The sequence below is a fragment of the Sanguibacter suarezii NBRC 16159 genome, assembly GCF_001552735.1.
Taxonomy (GTDB): domain Bacteria; phylum Actinomycetota; class Actinomycetes; order Actinomycetales; family Cellulomonadaceae; genus Sanguibacter; species Sanguibacter suarezii.
Genome location: NZ_BCRT01000010.1, coordinates 12,480 through 25,651, shown reverse-complemented (window position 1 = coordinate 25,651; position 13,172 = coordinate 12,480). Strand labels below are relative to the sequence as shown.

The window sequence follows — 13,172 nt, the reverse complement described above, 5'->3', positions numbered from 1 at the left end:
GGTCAGCGGCTCGTGGACCTGCGGTACTGGGCGTTGGCCACCGGGATGAAGATCGCCAGGATCGCGACCGACCAGATGAGCGTATAGACCTCCGGGTGCAGCAGCGGCCACGCCGTGGGCGCCGGAGTGCCGGGCGGGATGTTGCCGAAGAGCTCGCGTGCGGCCTGAGTGACCGAGGAGACCGGGTTCCACTCGGCAAAGGTCTGCAGAGCAGTGGGGAGCGTCTCGAGCGGCACAAAGGTGTTCGCGACGAAGGTGAGCGGGAAGATGACGATGAAGGAGGCGTTGTTGACCACCTCAGGGCTCGGCACGAGCATCCCGATCCACGCCATGATCCACGAGATCGAGTAGGCGAAGACGAGCAGCAGCCCGAAGCCAGCCGCCGCTTCCCAGAACGAGGTGTTGATCCGCCACCCCACGAGCAGCCCGGTGAGGGACATGACGATGAGCACGAGGATGTTGTTCACCACGTCGGAGAAGGTCCGGCCGCTGAGCACCGCCGACGGCGCCATGGGCAGGGAGCGGAAGCGGTCGATCACCCCCTTCTTCACATCCTCGGCCAGCCCGGCGCCGGTGATCGTCGAACCGAAGATCACCGTCTGGGCGAAGATCCCGGCGATGAGGAACTCCCGGTAGGCCTGGCTGGTCTCGTCCGAGCCGCCCACGTCGATCGCCCCGCCGAACACGTAGGCGAACAGCAGCACGAACATGATTGGTGACAGTGTGGTGAACACGAGCAGGTCGGGGACGCGCTTGATCTTGATGATGTTGCGCTTGGCCACCACCGCGGCGTCGGCCAGGACGTAGGGGACCTTCATCGCTCTGCTCCTCCCTTCACGTCCTCGGGGGCGACCGTCTCCTCGGTCGTCCGGCCGGTCAGGGTGAGGAAGGCGTCGTCGAGGGTGGGCCGGCGCAGCCCCACGTCGTCGAGCTCGATGCCGGCTCCCTCGAAGGCGTGCAGCGCGGCGGTGAGCGTCGCCACGCCCAGGTCTGCCGAGACGGCGAAGGTGCGCCGCTCGAGGTCGTTCTGCGGACTGGTGCCCAGGCGGGACATGAGCTCTTCGGCGTCGGCCAGGCGCTCCCGGTCACGGATGGTGACCTCGAGGCGCTCCCCACCCACCTGGAGCTTGAGCTGGTCGGCGGTGCCCCGGGCGATGGCCTTGCCGTGGTCGATGACGACGATCTCGTCGGCGAGCACGTCAGCCTCTTCCAGGTACTGGGTGGTCAGCAGGAGGGTGGTGCCCTCGGCGACGAGGCTGCGGATGACGTCCCACATCTGGATGCGTCCACGGGGGTCCAGGCCCGTCGTCGGCTCGTCGAGGAAGAGCACTGGCGGGTGGGCCACGAGGGCGCCGGCGAGGTCGAGTCGGCGGCGCATGCCGCCGGAGTACGTGCGCGTGGGCCGGTCACCGGCGTCCTCGAGGTCGAACTGGGCGAGCAGCTCACGCGCCCGGCTGCGACTGTGCGCCTTGCCCAGGTGGTAGAGCCGGCCGATCATGTCGAGGTTCTCGAAGCCGGTGAGGTACTCGTCGACGGCCGCGTACTGCCCGGACAGGCCGATGTGGCGGCGCACCTCGCGAGGATCGGCCCGGACGTCGATCCCGGCGACGGTGGCGGCGCCTTCGTCAGCCGCCAGCAGCGTGGCCAGGATGCGGACGATCGTCGTCTTGCCGGCACCGTTGGGGCCGAGCAGGCCCAGGACAGTCCCGGCGTGGACGTCGAGGTCCACGCCGTCCAGGGCAACGACCTTGCCGTAGCGCTTGGTGAGACCGCGCGCCTGGATGACCGGGGCGGTCCCGGCCTCGTGACGGCGAGAAGATGTGGCGTAGGTCACGTTTCCTAACCTACGACCGGTCCCGCCGCGGTGCGACCCTTGATCCGCATGCCGGGCGGGTGACGCCGGGGTGCGTCCTGGGCGAGCCGCGGCGTCGGGCTGGTCGCTAGCCGAGCAGAGCGGTGTAGCCAGCCACGCCGACGATGCCTCCGGCGATCGGAGCAGCGACCGGGACCCAGGAGTAGCCCCAGTCCGAGGTGCCCTTGTTCTTCAGCGGCAGCAGGGCGTGCAGGATGCGCGGACCGAGGTCACGGGCAGGGTTGAGCGCCGGCCCCGTGGGCCCGCCGAGGCCGACGACGAGCGCCCACACGAGGAACCCGACGCCGAGCGCCGCGGCCCCGGACTCCCCGGCAAAGCTCGGGGAGTTGAGGATGCCCAGCGCGCAGGAGGTGAGCACCATGGTGCCGAGGAACTCGTTGGCGAAGCCGTTGACGCGACTGTTGGCTGCGTTGATCGTAGAGAAGGTCGCGAGGATGTCCTCGGGGTCCTCGGTGCGGTCGTAGTACGGCTTGTGCGTGACGACGATGGCCATCTGACCTGCCATCGCCCCGAGCAGCTGGGCGAGGATGTACCACGGCACGACGTCCCAGCCCTGGTGGCCGTTGATCGCGAGCCCGAGGGTCATGGCGGGGTTGATCTGAGCACCGGAGATCCCGGCGAACATCATCACCGGGATCATCACGCCGAAGCCGTAGCCCATCGCGATGAGGCTCCACCCACCGTGGTAGCCCTTGCTGCCCTTGAGGTGGACGTTGGCCACCGTCCCGTTGCCGATGATGATGAGGATCGCGGTCCCGATGAACTCGCAGAGGACCTTCACTGTCATGCTGTACTCGTCCATCAGCGCACTCGCTCTCCGTCGATTGGGACCGGTCCTGACGCAGGTCACGGTCACGGTCGGGGTCTGCAGAGCAACCTAGCCTGAACGCGGCGGATTTGCTCCTGCGTATCGGATACGCGATTGTCAGTGACATGAAGATGCCGTTCTCCCGCAAGCAGCGTGCCGCGTCCATCCCCGAAGGCGTCACGGAGACCTGGTCGGAGCAGGAGAACGCCGTCGTCATCCACGTCCCGATCGACGCCTCCATCCCCGACACGAGCCTCGTCGCCGACCAGCTCTCCGAGCGGGTCATCGCCACTGTCGGCGCCGTGCAGGCAGGCCTGTTCGGCCACTGCATCCCCGACGGCGCGACCGGTGCCGGGGTGCGCATCCAGGTGGACACCGGTACGACGCCGCTGCCACCGCTGGCCGAGCACGGGCTGGAGATCCTGCGCGAGCACCTCGGGCAGTCGATCCCGCTCTCGGTCGTGACCGCGAAGCCCGCTCCGGCCGTCAGGGCGCCCAAGGGCAAGCGGAAGAAGGCTGGGGCCGGACAGGGCGGGGCTGCTGGGGTGACTGGGGCGGCCGGTGCGGCTGCTGCGGCGTCGGATCAGCCCACGGTGACAGGTCCGGGCGCCGACTCAACCGCTGACGAGGTCGATGACGAGGCCACGGACGAGGCCCCCGCCGTCGTCACGCCTTCGGTCGTCGAACCCGCGGTGACGCCGGGGCTGACGCCCGCCGCCTACACCTGGGATGCCGACAACGAGCGCCTGCGCGCGGAGATCGTCTACCTCGGCGCCTCGGGCGCGGACGCCCAGACCCAGGTCGACGTCCGCACCCTCGTCGAGCTGACCATCGCCGCACTGGCTGCCCCTGAGACCCGAGCACAGATCCCCGCCGAGGCGGCTGCGGACCACCCGGTGTGGCTGACGGTCGTCGTCAACGAGGACGCGGTGGGACCGCTCACCGAGAAGATGTTCGAGGACGGTGAGGACCAGTTCGAGGGGACGCGGGTCGACTTCGTCGTCATGACCGAGCCGCGCGGGGTTGTCGAGGAGATGCTCGCCGGGCGGTAGCCGCTGCTCTCACGGGAGGGCCAACCCGACTGTCAAGGACTCTTGACAGCGCTGCTCCAGTCAAGCATCCTTGACACACGTCAAGGATGCTTGACACTCGGAGCCTCGGGGAGACCTCATGCCTAGCCACCTGTCCCAGCTGCAGAACCTCAGTCCTGCGCCGCTCGTCGTCGCCGCGCTGGTGATCGCCGTCGTCGCGCTTGTCGTCTACGAGCCGGTCTCCGGCAAGCGGAGCTACGCGAGGTTCCTGCAGGCCGAAGCCGTCCAGGGCGAGCCTGCCCGGCTGCGGTTCTACCGCTCGTGGATCATCCAGGGCTGCGTGACCGCCCTCCTGGGGATCCTCCTCGTGCTGGCGCTGCCCGGGGTCGGCCTGGCCGAGATCGGCTTCCGGGCCGTCGATGCCAGCGGGCTGGACCGCTTCGGGCTGTCCGACGGCTCCATCGGGGCCAGCACGATCGCCGGGATGGTCACCGGGGCTGCGGTCGCGGTGATCGGCATGGCACTCGTCATGCGCCGCCGGCCCACGTCAGGCACGTCCGGCGGACCGGCGCAGCTGGCCGCCGTCCAGCCGATGCTGCCCCGGACCGGGCGCGGGCGGTGGGGATGGTCGGCACTGTCCCTGAGCGCCGGTGTCACCGAGGAGATCACCTACCGCGGTCTGCTCGTCCTCACGCTCGCGGTCGCCCTCCCGTCACAGACCCCGACCGCCGTCATCGTCGCCCTCGCAGCCGTGCTGTTCGGCGTGGCGCACTGGTACCAAGGCCGGGCGGGCATGGTCGCCACCGGGCTCGCCGGAGCCGCGCTGACCGTGCTCTACCTCGGGACCGGCAGCCTGCTCCTCCCGATGGTCCTGCACACCTTGATCGACCTGCGGGCACTGCTGCTGCCGACCGGAGCGGGCGCCCTGGCGACGGAGCCAGCTGCCCAGGCCCCGGCGTCGGGCATCGCCTCTGATCAGACGTCCCACGAGACTGCCCGAGGAGCCTGAACCATGCTCAACGACGTTCGCGCACTGCGCGAGGAGGCGGGGCTCTCCCAGGGTGCGCTCGGCGCCCTGCTGGGCGTCTCGCGCCAGACCATCAACTCGATCGAGACCGGCAAGTACGACCCGTCGCTCCCGCTCGCCATCGCCATCGCCCGCCACTTCGCCACGACCGTCGAGGAGATCTTCCATGTCGATGCCTGAGAACCCCGCGCAGCCCGGCCCCGCGCAGACCGGCCCCGTACAGCCCGGCCATGTACAGCCCGGCCCCGCCCGGCGCGGCTCACCGTCGCGTTCCACGGTCTCGCCGAAGCGCCAGCGCGCGATCCTGCTCGCGACCCTCGGGCTGCTGCTCGCGATAGCCGGCACGTACGCAGCCTTCGACGAGTGGTCGACCGCAGCGGGCGTGCTCTGCGGCGGTGGGCTCGTCCTCGGACTCATGTGGTTCGCCGGGTGGCGCGCGAGCAGCCGGGGCGTCGACGCCGCGACGGCCGAGCGCGTCTTCTCCGGCCGCGGCGACGAGCGGGACAAGCGCGTCTACCTCACCACGATGGCGGTCGTCGGCTACGTCGCCTTCATCACCGCGGCTCTGCTGCCTGCGGCGGTCAACCTCGGGCTGGACGGGGACGTGGCGCTCGGCTCACTCCCCTACCTGCTCATCACCACTGGAGTAGTCACCTTCATCACCACCGACCGCCGCACCTAACCCCCACCCTCCCTCCCCTCCCCTCCCCCGCTGAGTGCACGATTCTGTACGCGACGCGCCGGTGCGACACGCGCATTTTTTTCGTGCACTCAGCGGAGGGGCTGGGTGGGGTGGGGGGAGACCGGGAGGGTCAGGGGACTCGGGCGGTCCATTCGGGGGTGCTGAACTTTGTCTCGGCGAGCTCGCGGGCTCGGGCCCACTCGGCTTCGGTGACTGTGCCCTCGACGGTGTCGTAGCGGGAGCGGAAGTGGGCCTTGAAGGCCTCGATGACGTCGGCGCGGGACATGCCCGTCTGCGACCGGACCGGGTCCACGCGCTTGTTGGCGCTCTTGGTGCCCTTGTCGCTCATCTTCTCGCGGCCGATGCGCAGCACCTCGAGCATCTTGTCCGCGTCGATGTCGTAGGCCATCGTCACGTGGTGCAGCACCGCGCCACCGACGAAGCGCTTCTGCGCGGCGCCGGCGATCTTGCCGGCCGGTGAGGCGATGTCGTTGAGCGGCTGGTACGTCGCGTGCACGCCCAGGTCGGCCAGGGCGCCGAGCACCCAGTCGTCGAGGAAGGCGTAGGACTTCTCGAAGCTCAGCCCCTCCACGAGGGAGCTGGGCACGGTGAGGGAGTACGTGATCGTGTTCCCGGGCTCGATGAACATCGCGCCGCCGCCGGAGATCCGGCGCACCACGGTGATGCCGTGCTTGGCGGCACCCTCGGGGTCCACCTCGTTCTTCAGCGACTGGAAGGAGCCGATGACCACGGCCGGGGCGCCCCACTCCCAGATGCGCAGGGTGGGCGCACGGGTGCCGGCGTCGACCGACTCCGAGATCGCCTGGTCGAGGGCCATCTGCATGGCCGGGTCCTGGGGACCGTCGTGGATGATCTCGAAGGTGTGGTCGTGCCAGCCGGTGGCGTGCCCGAGCGCCCGACGCGCGGCGATCGCCACTGCCTCGGGGGTGAACCCGATGAGCGTGGCCCCCGGGTCCAGTGCCCGGGTGATCGCCTCGGCGAGCACCGCGACCGGCGCCGTCGCCGGCATGCCGTTCAGCGCGGAGTTGATGTCGAGCAGGGCGTCGTCGGGCTCGAGGAAGAAGTCGCCGCTGACGGCCACCTCTGCCAACCGGTCGCCGTCGACCTCCAGGTCGATCGCCACGAGCTTGCCGCCAGGAACTTTATATTCGCCTCTCACGGCTACAGCCTAGACGCGACGACGCGCGGGGCGGGTGTGCGCTTGCTCACGCACGTCGTCGACGTCTGGTGTCAGCGCGGCGTGACGCCGGCGTGGATGAGGCCGTAGATCGCGGAGTCCGTCAGCGCTTCCCAGGAGGCCTCGAGCAGGTTGGGGCCCACTCCGACCGTCGACCAGCTCGTGTGCCCGTCCGTCGTCTCGATGAGCACCCGGGTGATCGCGTCGGTCCCCTGCATCTGGTCGAGCATGCGGACCTTGAAGTCGATCAGCTCGAAGGCCTTGATCTCGGGGTAGACCGTCGTCAGGGCGCTGCGCAGCGCGTGATCGAGGGCGTTGACCGGACCGTTGCCCTCCCCCGTCACCACGACCCGCTCCCCGCCGGCGATGAGCTTGACGGTGGCCTCGGCCGTCGCCTCGGTCCCGCGGTGACCGGTGCGCTCGACGATGGTGCGCCAGCTCTCGACCGCGAAGTACGGCGGTCGTTCGCCGTGCACCTCGTCGATGAGCAACAGCTCGAAGGAGGCGTCGGCGGCATCGAAGGTATAGCCGTTGGCCTCGGAGGCCTTGACCCGGTTGGTGATCCGGGTGAGCAGCTCACCCTGGCCCGAGAGGTCGAAGCCCAGCTCCTTGCCCTTGAGCTCGATCGAGGCGCGTCCGGCCATGTCGGAGATGAGCATGCGCATGTCGTTGCCCACCCGGGTGGGGTCGATGTGCTGGTAGAGGTCGGGGTCGACCTTGATGGCGCTCGCGTGCAGCCCGGCCTTGTGCGCGAAGGCGCTCGCACCGACGTACGGCTGGCGGGCGTACGGGGAGATGTTGGTGATCTCGCTGATCGCGTGGGCGATCCGGCTCGACTCCTCCAGCCCTCCCCCGGTCAGCAGCGTCCGGCCGCCCTTGAGCTCGAGGTTCGCCACGACGGTGATGAGGTCGGCGTTGCCGGTCCGCTCGCCGTAGCCGTTGACCGTGCCCTGCACGTGCGCGCAGCCGGCCTCGACCGCGGCCAGCGAGTTCGCGACGGCGCAGCCGGTGTCGTTGTGCGCGTGCATCCCCAAGATCGCCTCAGGCCCGACGGCGGCGCGCACCTGGGTGACGATCTCACCCACCCAGTTGGGCAGCATGCCACCGTTGGTGTCGCACAGCGCCACCACCTCGGCGCCTGCAGCGAAGGCCGCCTGAACCGCAGCGGTGGAGTACGCGGGGTCGTAGCGGAAACCGTCGAAGAAGTGCTCGGCGTCGATGACGACCCGGCGGCCTTCACCGACGAGGAAGTCCACGGTGTCCGTGATCATCGCGAGGTTCTCCTGCGGCGTGGTGCGCAGCGCCCGCTCCACGTGGCGGACGTCCGACTTCGCGACGAGGGTGATGACCGGGGCCTCGGAGGCGAGCAGGGCGAGCACCTGCGGGTCCTCGCTCGCACGCAGCCCCACCTTCCGGGTGGCCCCGAAGGCAGCCAGCACAGCGTTCTTGAGCGTGAGCTCCTTGGCAGCGCGGGAGAAGAAGTCGGTGTCCTTAGGGACAGCTCCTGGCCACCCACCCTCGATGAAGCCGACGCCGAGCTCGTCGAGCAGCGGGGCGATCGCGAGCTTGTCCGCGACGGAGAGGTTCATGCCCTCTTGCTGTGCGCCGTCGCGCAGGGTGGTGTCGTAGACGTGGAAGGTCACTCGACTGCTCTTCTCTCGGTAGTTCTGGGCGGGACGGACACGGCCTGAGCAGGCCGAACAGCTCCCCACAGCATTGTGCTCGACGCCGCCGGACGACGGCGTTGGCGTCCACCACAAGAAACTCACGGGGTCCTGGGTGACTGTGACCAGCCTCGCCGTCTGCGCTGCCGCTCCGGCTGGGGTGTGCCGGGCAACAAAAAAACCCCCCGGGTACGGGAGGTTTGCGCGTCCGGCGAACTGACCGGGCGCGCTACACGATAATGAGCGCAGAGGCGACGGTGTGTGTCATGTCACACATCATGACACACCCCCGGGCGCCAGCGCCATCCCCATCCGACGCTCCCCTCCGGAGCCCTCTCCGCCCGACCTCCCGCTCCCCACCCCTCGCTCCGCCGCCCGCCCCCACCCCGAACTCGTGAACCCTTCCCCGAACTCGTGAGCCAGACGGGTTCTGGGCACCGCACAGGCGGGTGGCTCACGAGTTCGCGGGCTCGGTCACGAGTTCGCGAGATGACTCACGAGTTCGTGGGTGGGCGTAAGTCGGGCCCGCTCACGAGTTCGCGGGGGGGACGGGTACACGGGGGCGGGGTCGAGGGGGTGGGCGGGCGAGGGTGGAGGGATGGGGTCAGACGAGGCGGGTGAGCCAGTTGTGGCGGTCGGCTGCGCGGCCGTTCTGGATGTCGGTGAGCTCGGTGCGCACCGCCATCGTGACCTCGCCGGCGCCGCCGTCGGCGATCGTCAGGTCGAAGCCCTCGCCAGCCAGACGCCCGATCGGGGTGACCACAGCGGCCGTGCCGCAGGCGAAGACCTCGGTGATGGATCCGTCGCGCAGGCCCTCCTGGACCTCGGTGAGCAAGATCCGGCGTTCGACGATCGTGTGCCCGCGGTCGGCGAGGAGCTGCAGGATCGAGGACCGGGTGACACCTTCGAGGATCGACCCGCTCAGCTCCGGCGTCTCGACCGTGCCGTCGGCCCGGACGAAGAAGACGTTCATCCCGCCGAGCTCTTCGATCGCGGTGTTCGTGGAGGCGTCCAGGAAGCAGACCTGGTCGCAGCCCTTCTCGTAGGCGTACATCTGCGGGAGCAGGCTCGCGGCGTAGTTGCCGCCGCACTTGGCCGCACCCGTGCCGCCCGCGCCGGCGCGGTGGTAGTCCTCGGCGACCCAGATGGAGACGGGCTTGACCCCGCCGGAGAAGTACGGGCCCACCGGGGAGGCGATGACGAGGAACTCCGCCTCGAGCGTGGGGCGCACTCCGAGGAACGCCTCGGAGGCGTACATGAACGGGCGAAGGTACAGGCTCGCCTCGTCACCGGAGGGGACCCACTCGACGTCCGTCCGCACGAGCGCGGTGATCGCACCGATGAAGTCGGAGACGGAGAGCTCAGGCAGAGCCAGTCGGCGAGCCGACTGCTGGAAGCGCTTGGCGTTGGCCTCGGGACGGAAGGTCCAGATCGACCCGTCCGCGTGCCGGTACGCCTTGAGCCCTTCGAAGATCTCCTGGCCGTAGTGCAGCACGGCGCTGGCCGGGTCGAGCAGCAGCGGGCCGTACTTCTCGACGCGGTGGTTGCCCCATCCGGTCTCTGACGTCCAGGTCACCCGAGCCATGTGATCGGTGAAGACGGTGCCGAACTTGGGGGCAGCGAGGGCTTCCTCCCGGTCAGGCGCCGGCAGCAGCGCGTCAGAGAGGGTGACCGCGAAGCGCTCGGTGGCGTCCTCGGTGGTCTGGGAGGAGTTTTCGAGAGTGGAGCTCATGATCAAGGCCTTTCACCTGGCGACCATTCATTTTCCCACGCCGCGACCGAAGATCGGTCGCGGCGTGGGGAACAGTCTGGGAAGAGTTACCGGTGAAGACGGTCGGGGTTGGTGATCAGCCGCGCACGCGGTCAGCGAGGGCGGTGCCAACCTCGGCCGTCGACCGTACTCGCCCGCCGCGCTCGACGAGGTCAGCGGCGACGGCTGCCTCGACGCGAGCGGCCTCGGCCGGCAGGCCCAGGTGGTCGAGCATCATGGCGACCGACAGCACGGTGGCCGTCGGGTCGGCCTTGCCCTGCCCGGCGATGTCCGGGGCGGAACCGTGGACCGGCTCGAACATCGACGGTGCGGTGCGGTCCGGGTTGATGTTCGCCGACGCGGCCAGGCCGATGCCGCCGGTGATCGCGGCCGCCTGGTCGGTGAGGATGTCACCGAAGAGGTTGTCGGTGACGATGACGTCGAAGCGCGACGGGTTCGTGGTGAGGAAGATAGTGGCGGCGTCCACGTGCAGGTAGTCGGTGGTCACGTCCGGGAAGTCCGCGTTGACGGCCTCGACCGTGCGTCGCCACAAGTGACCGGCGTGGACGAGCACGTTGTGCTTGTGCACGAGGGTGAGGTGCTTGCGCGGGCGGGCCTGGGCCCGGGCGAAGGCATCACGGACGACGCGCTCGACGCCGAAGGCCGTGTTGACGGACACCTCGTTGGCGACCTCGTGCGGGGTTCCCACGCGGATCGCGCCGCCGTTGCCGACATATGGGCCCTCGGTGCCTTCACGCACGACGACGAAGTCGATCTCGCCGGGCTCGGCCAGCGGCGACTTGACGCCCTGGTAGAGCTTGCCCGGACGGAGGTTGACGTAGTGGTCGAGGGCGAAGCGGAGCTTGAGCAGCAGCCCGCGCTCGAGGACGCCGGAGGGCACGGACGGGTCGCCGATCGCTCCGAGGAGGATCGCGTCGTGGGTGCGGATCGCGTCGAGGTCGGCGTCGGTGAGCGTCTCACCGGTCGCGTGCCAGCGCTGGGCGCCCAGGTTGAAGGGCGTCGTGGTGACCTTGACGTCCGTGGACTCCAGCGCGGCGTCGAGCACGGCGAGCCCCTGCTCGACGACCTCGATCCCGATGCCGTCGCCTGCCACTACTGCCAGTTCGATGTTCCTCGTCATGCCCGGGATGCTACTCCCGCAGTCCCAGTGTGCGGACGTTCATCTCATATGTTGAGCATGGTATTTGACAGCCTGCCAGGTGGTGCGCATGCCGACTTGGCAACCGCGCCCCCCAAGGCCACGCTGGGGCGATGACCATCGTGAAGATCAATGCCATCGACGTCCCCGAGGGCGCCGGAGCCGAGCTCGAGAAGCGGTTCGCCGCGCGCATGGGGGCGGTGGAGAACTCCCCAGGCTTCCTCGGCTTCGAGCTGCTGCGCCCGGTCGCCGGCGAGACCCGCTACTTCGTCTACACCCGGTGGGAGACCGAGGAGCACTACCAGGCCTGGGCCGAGGGCCCGGCCCGCGCCGCTCACGCCGGCTCGGGCGAGCGGCCCGCGCCGGTGTCCACCGGAGCGAACCTGCTCGCGTTCGAGGTCGTGCTCAGCGCCGGGTCCTGACCGCCAGCCGCGCGGGTGACGCAGCTACGGGCCGGGACGATCAGGGTCGCCCTGGCGTAGGCTCTATCACTTGCGTGAACGCCGTTCAGTCGCGGCGATGGCTGGAGCGTCGGCCGTCTTCATCCTTGTCAACGCCTGTCACGTCGGGCCCTCGTCCCAGGAGCGTCCATGTCCGTCCAGACCAGCCAGCGCGAGATGCAGCGCATGGCGATCGAGCTGGAGATCAAGGCGGTCGCTCGCAAGCAGCTGTCCGTCGACGGCGTCCAGCAGGTCACCTTGCGCGGGATCGCCCGCGCGATGGGCATGACGGCGCCAGCTCTCTACCGCTACTTCCCCAGTCTCGACGACCTCGTCGCCTCGCTGTGCCAGGACTTCTTCGTCGAGGTCACCGAGGCCATCTCGCAGGCGATCACCGAGTCGTCAGACGCCCCCGGGCACGCCATGCACGCCGCCATCCGCACTCTCCGGGACTGGGCGACCGGTCACACGGGCGAGTTCACTCTCATGCTCCGCGACGGCGCGGACCAGGTCGCACCGGGCGCGGGGACGTGCACAGGCAGCCAGAAGCTCGCCGAGGTCTTCTTCGGCCTCTACGTCAAGATGTGGCACGCCCAGGCCTTCCCCGTGCCCGAGCTCACCGAGGCGTCGGCGGCGAGCTGCGCCCACATGGCACGGTTCGCAAGCGTGGCAGAGACGGATCGTGCCGACCTGCCGCCCGGCGCGCTCTTCGTCTTCGCCCAGACCTGGGTCCGCCTCTACGGGGTCATCACCATGGAGGTGTTCGGGCAGCTGGCGTTCATGTTCGACGACGTCACGCCGTACTTCGAGAGCGAGCTCGAGGACGCGGCGATCGCGCTGGGCGTCCCCTACGTCCCCCGCGAGGCCACGGACGCCTGAGCGAGGCTCAGCGCGTGGGGTAGAGCAGCTCGAACCGCTCGGTCACCACCTGGAAGTCCGCCGGCAGAGCATCCAGCCCCAGCGTGCGCTGGAAGTACCTCGTGTGCCCGGCGCGCCAGGACTCCAGCGACCGGTCGTCCTCGCCCTCGGCAGCCGCGAAGTCGGCGTCCACGTCCTCGAAGGCCACGACCTGAACGTGCGTGGTGCGGATCAGCGCCGCGGGGTGGCCTTCCCCGTCGAGGATGATGGAGAGCTCGCCCACCACGGGGATCGGGGTGTCTTCCGCGTCGTAGTCCGCCAGCGCCGACGACGTAGCCGTCTTCGTCCCGGCGAGCACCAGCGCGAGCAGCTCGTCGGCCAGGACGGGGTTGTCTCCGAAGGCCCAGGCCACGGGCGGGATCCCGGCGGCCACCGTCAGGCCGCCCACGACCGCGATCTTGCCCAGGCCAGCATGCCCGCGGGAGGTCTCCCAGAAGGAGGTGATCTCGTCGTCGAGCACGCTGTCCTGCTCGATCTCCTGCTGCGCCGCCTCGGCAGCCGCGTACGGAGACACGGCGGTGTCCACGGTGTCGGCGGAGGCGAGGTCGGTCTCTTCGGCTGCGGTCATGGGTAGATCATCGCGCATCGCCCGCACCCGGGGAAGCAGCGCCGCGCACTGAGA

Annotated in this window: 14 protein-coding genes; 6 read left to right on the top strand and 8 right to left on the bottom strand. The window is 69.5% G+C overall.

What is annotated here, in order from left to right; all coding sequences use genetic code 11:
• Positions 1–2: 2 nt before the first annotated feature.
• From SS2_RS04720 to SS2_RS04710, 3 genes are all read right to left on the bottom strand, one after another.
• Positions 3–818 (bottom strand): ABC transporter permease, encoded by an 816-nt coding sequence (locus SS2_RS04720; protein WP_066461607.1) that lies wholly within the window; start codon positions 816–818, stop codon positions 3–5.
• A complete protein-coding gene (locus tag SS2_RS04715; protein ID WP_066461606.1) occupies positions 815–1,834 on the bottom strand; it encodes an ATP-binding cassette domain-containing protein in 1,020 nt (339 codons plus the stop codon). The genes SS2_RS04720 and SS2_RS04715 overlap by 4 nt, the downstream gene beginning before the upstream one ends.
• A gap of 106 nt (positions 1,835–1,940) precedes the next feature.
• Positions 1,941–2,660 carry an MIP/aquaporin family protein gene (locus tag SS2_RS04710; RefSeq protein ID WP_245643356.1) on the bottom strand — a complete coding sequence of 240 codons (720 nt, stop codon included), beginning with the start codon at positions 2,658–2,660 and terminating at the stop codon, positions 1,941–1,943.
• Between the two features lie 146 nt (positions 2,661–2,806).
• Here SS2_RS04710 and SS2_RS04705 point away from each other — a divergent pair, with 146 nt between their 5' ends.
• The 4 genes from SS2_RS04705 (at position 2,807) to SS2_RS04690 (ending at position 5,421) form a co-directional block, all read left to right on the top strand.
• Positions 2,807–3,733 carry a hypothetical protein gene (locus SS2_RS04705; protein ID WP_066461602.1) on the top strand — a complete coding sequence of 309 codons (927 nt, stop codon included), beginning with the start codon at positions 2,807–2,809 and terminating at the stop codon, positions 3,731–3,733.
• 118 nt (positions 3,734–3,851) lie between these two features.
• Positions 3,852–4,721, top strand: coding sequence for a CPBP family intramembrane glutamic endopeptidase (locus SS2_RS04700; RefSeq protein WP_066461600.1), 870 nt, complete (start codon positions 3,852–3,854; stop codon positions 4,719–4,721).
• A gap of 3 nt (positions 4,722–4,724) precedes the next feature.
• A complete protein-coding gene (locus SS2_RS04695; RefSeq protein WP_066461598.1) occupies positions 4,725–4,919 on the top strand; it encodes a helix-turn-helix transcriptional regulator in 195 nt (64 codons plus the stop codon).
• Positions 4,906–5,421, top strand: a complete 516-nt coding sequence (locus SS2_RS04690) for a hypothetical protein (RefSeq protein WP_066461593.1) — start codon at positions 4,906–4,908, stop codon at positions 5,419–5,421. The genes SS2_RS04695 and SS2_RS04690 overlap by 14 nt, the downstream gene beginning before the upstream one ends.
• A 130-nt stretch (positions 5,422–5,551) precedes the next feature.
• Here SS2_RS04690 and lplAB read toward each other — a convergent pair whose 3' ends face one another.
• The 4 genes from lplAB to SS2_RS04670 form a co-directional block, all read right to left on the bottom strand.
• Complete coding sequence (lplAB, locus tag SS2_RS04685) at positions 5,552–6,601, bottom strand: lipoate-protein ligase LplAB (protein ID WP_066461592.1); 1,050 nt, start codon at positions 6,599–6,601, stop codon at positions 5,552–5,554.
• Between the two features lie 71 nt (positions 6,602–6,672).
• Positions 6,673–8,262, bottom strand: a complete 1,590-nt coding sequence (gene cimA / locus SS2_RS04680; RefSeq protein ID WP_066461591.1) for a citramalate synthase — start codon at positions 8,260–8,262, stop codon at positions 6,673–6,675.
• 625 nt (positions 8,263–8,887) lie between these two features.
• Entirely contained in the window at positions 8,888–10,015 is a 1,128-nt protein-coding gene (locus SS2_RS04675) for a branched-chain amino acid aminotransferase (protein WP_066461588.1), read from the bottom strand.
• A 115-nt stretch (positions 10,016–10,130) separates the two neighbouring features.
• Complete coding sequence (locus tag SS2_RS04670; protein WP_066461586.1) at positions 10,131–11,174, bottom strand: 3-isopropylmalate dehydrogenase; 1,044 nt, start codon at positions 11,172–11,174, stop codon at positions 10,131–10,133.
• A 131-nt stretch (positions 11,175–11,305) separates the two neighbouring features.
• Between SS2_RS04670 and SS2_RS04665 the strand changes: the two genes are divergently transcribed.
• On the top strand, positions 11,306–11,614 hold the full coding sequence (locus tag SS2_RS04665; RefSeq protein ID WP_066461581.1) for an antibiotic biosynthesis monooxygenase family protein: 309 nt from the start codon (positions 11,306–11,308) through the stop codon (positions 11,612–11,614).
• 168 nt (positions 11,615–11,782) lie between these two features.
• Complete coding sequence (locus SS2_RS04660; protein ID WP_066461579.1) at positions 11,783–12,511, top strand: TetR/AcrR family transcriptional regulator; 729 nt, start codon at positions 11,783–11,785, stop codon at positions 12,509–12,511.
• Between the two features lie 7 nt (positions 12,512–12,518).
• On the opposite strand, the gene SS2_RS04655 is transcribed toward SS2_RS04660, so the two are convergent.
• Positions 12,519–13,118, bottom strand: a complete 600-nt coding sequence (locus SS2_RS04655; RefSeq protein ID WP_083941767.1) for an ASCH domain-containing protein — start codon at positions 13,116–13,118, stop codon at positions 12,519–12,521.
• Positions 13,119–13,172 lie beyond the last annotated feature (54 nt).

Excerpts from the sequence above, each read along its gene's own strand:
- SS2_RS04700 (WP_066461600.1), top strand. The coding sequence starts at position 3,852 with ATGCCTAGCCACCTGTCCCAGCTGCAGAACCTCAGTCCTGCGCCGCTC.
- SS2_RS04655 (WP_083941767.1), bottom strand. The coding sequence starts at position 13,118 with ATGACCGCAGCCGAAGAGACCGACCTCGCCTCCGCCGACACCGTGGAC.
- SS2_RS04705 (WP_066461602.1), top strand. The coding sequence starts at position 2,807 with ATGAAGATGCCGTTCTCCCGCAAGCAGCGTGCCGCGTCCATCCCCGAA.
- SS2_RS04660 (WP_066461579.1), top strand. The coding sequence starts at position 11,783 with ATGTCCGTCCAGACCAGCCAGCGCGAGATGCAGCGCATGGCGATCGAG.
- SS2_RS04690 (WP_066461593.1), top strand. The coding sequence starts at position 4,906 with ATGTCGATGCCTGAGAACCCCGCGCAGCCCGGCCCCGCGCAGACCGGC.
- SS2_RS04670 (WP_066461586.1), bottom strand. The coding sequence starts at position 11,174 with ATGACGAGGAACATCGAACTGGCAGTAGTGGCAGGCGACGGCATCGGG.
- SS2_RS04710 (WP_245643356.1), bottom strand. The coding sequence starts at position 2,660 with ATGACAGTGAAGGTCCTCTGCGAGTTCATCGGGACCGCGATCCTCATC.
- SS2_RS04720 (WP_066461607.1), bottom strand. The coding sequence starts at position 818 with ATGAAGGTCCCCTACGTCCTGGCCGACGCCGCGGTGGTGGCCAAGCGC.
- SS2_RS04665 (WP_066461581.1), top strand. The coding sequence starts at position 11,306 with ATGACCATCGTGAAGATCAATGCCATCGACGTCCCCGAGGGCGCCGGA.
- SS2_RS04675 (WP_066461588.1), bottom strand. The coding sequence starts at position 10,015 with ATGAGCTCCACTCTCGAAAACTCCTCCCAGACCACCGAGGACGCCACC.
- SS2_RS04695 (WP_066461598.1), top strand. The coding sequence starts at position 4,725 with ATGCTCAACGACGTTCGCGCACTGCGCGAGGAGGCGGGGCTCTCCCAG.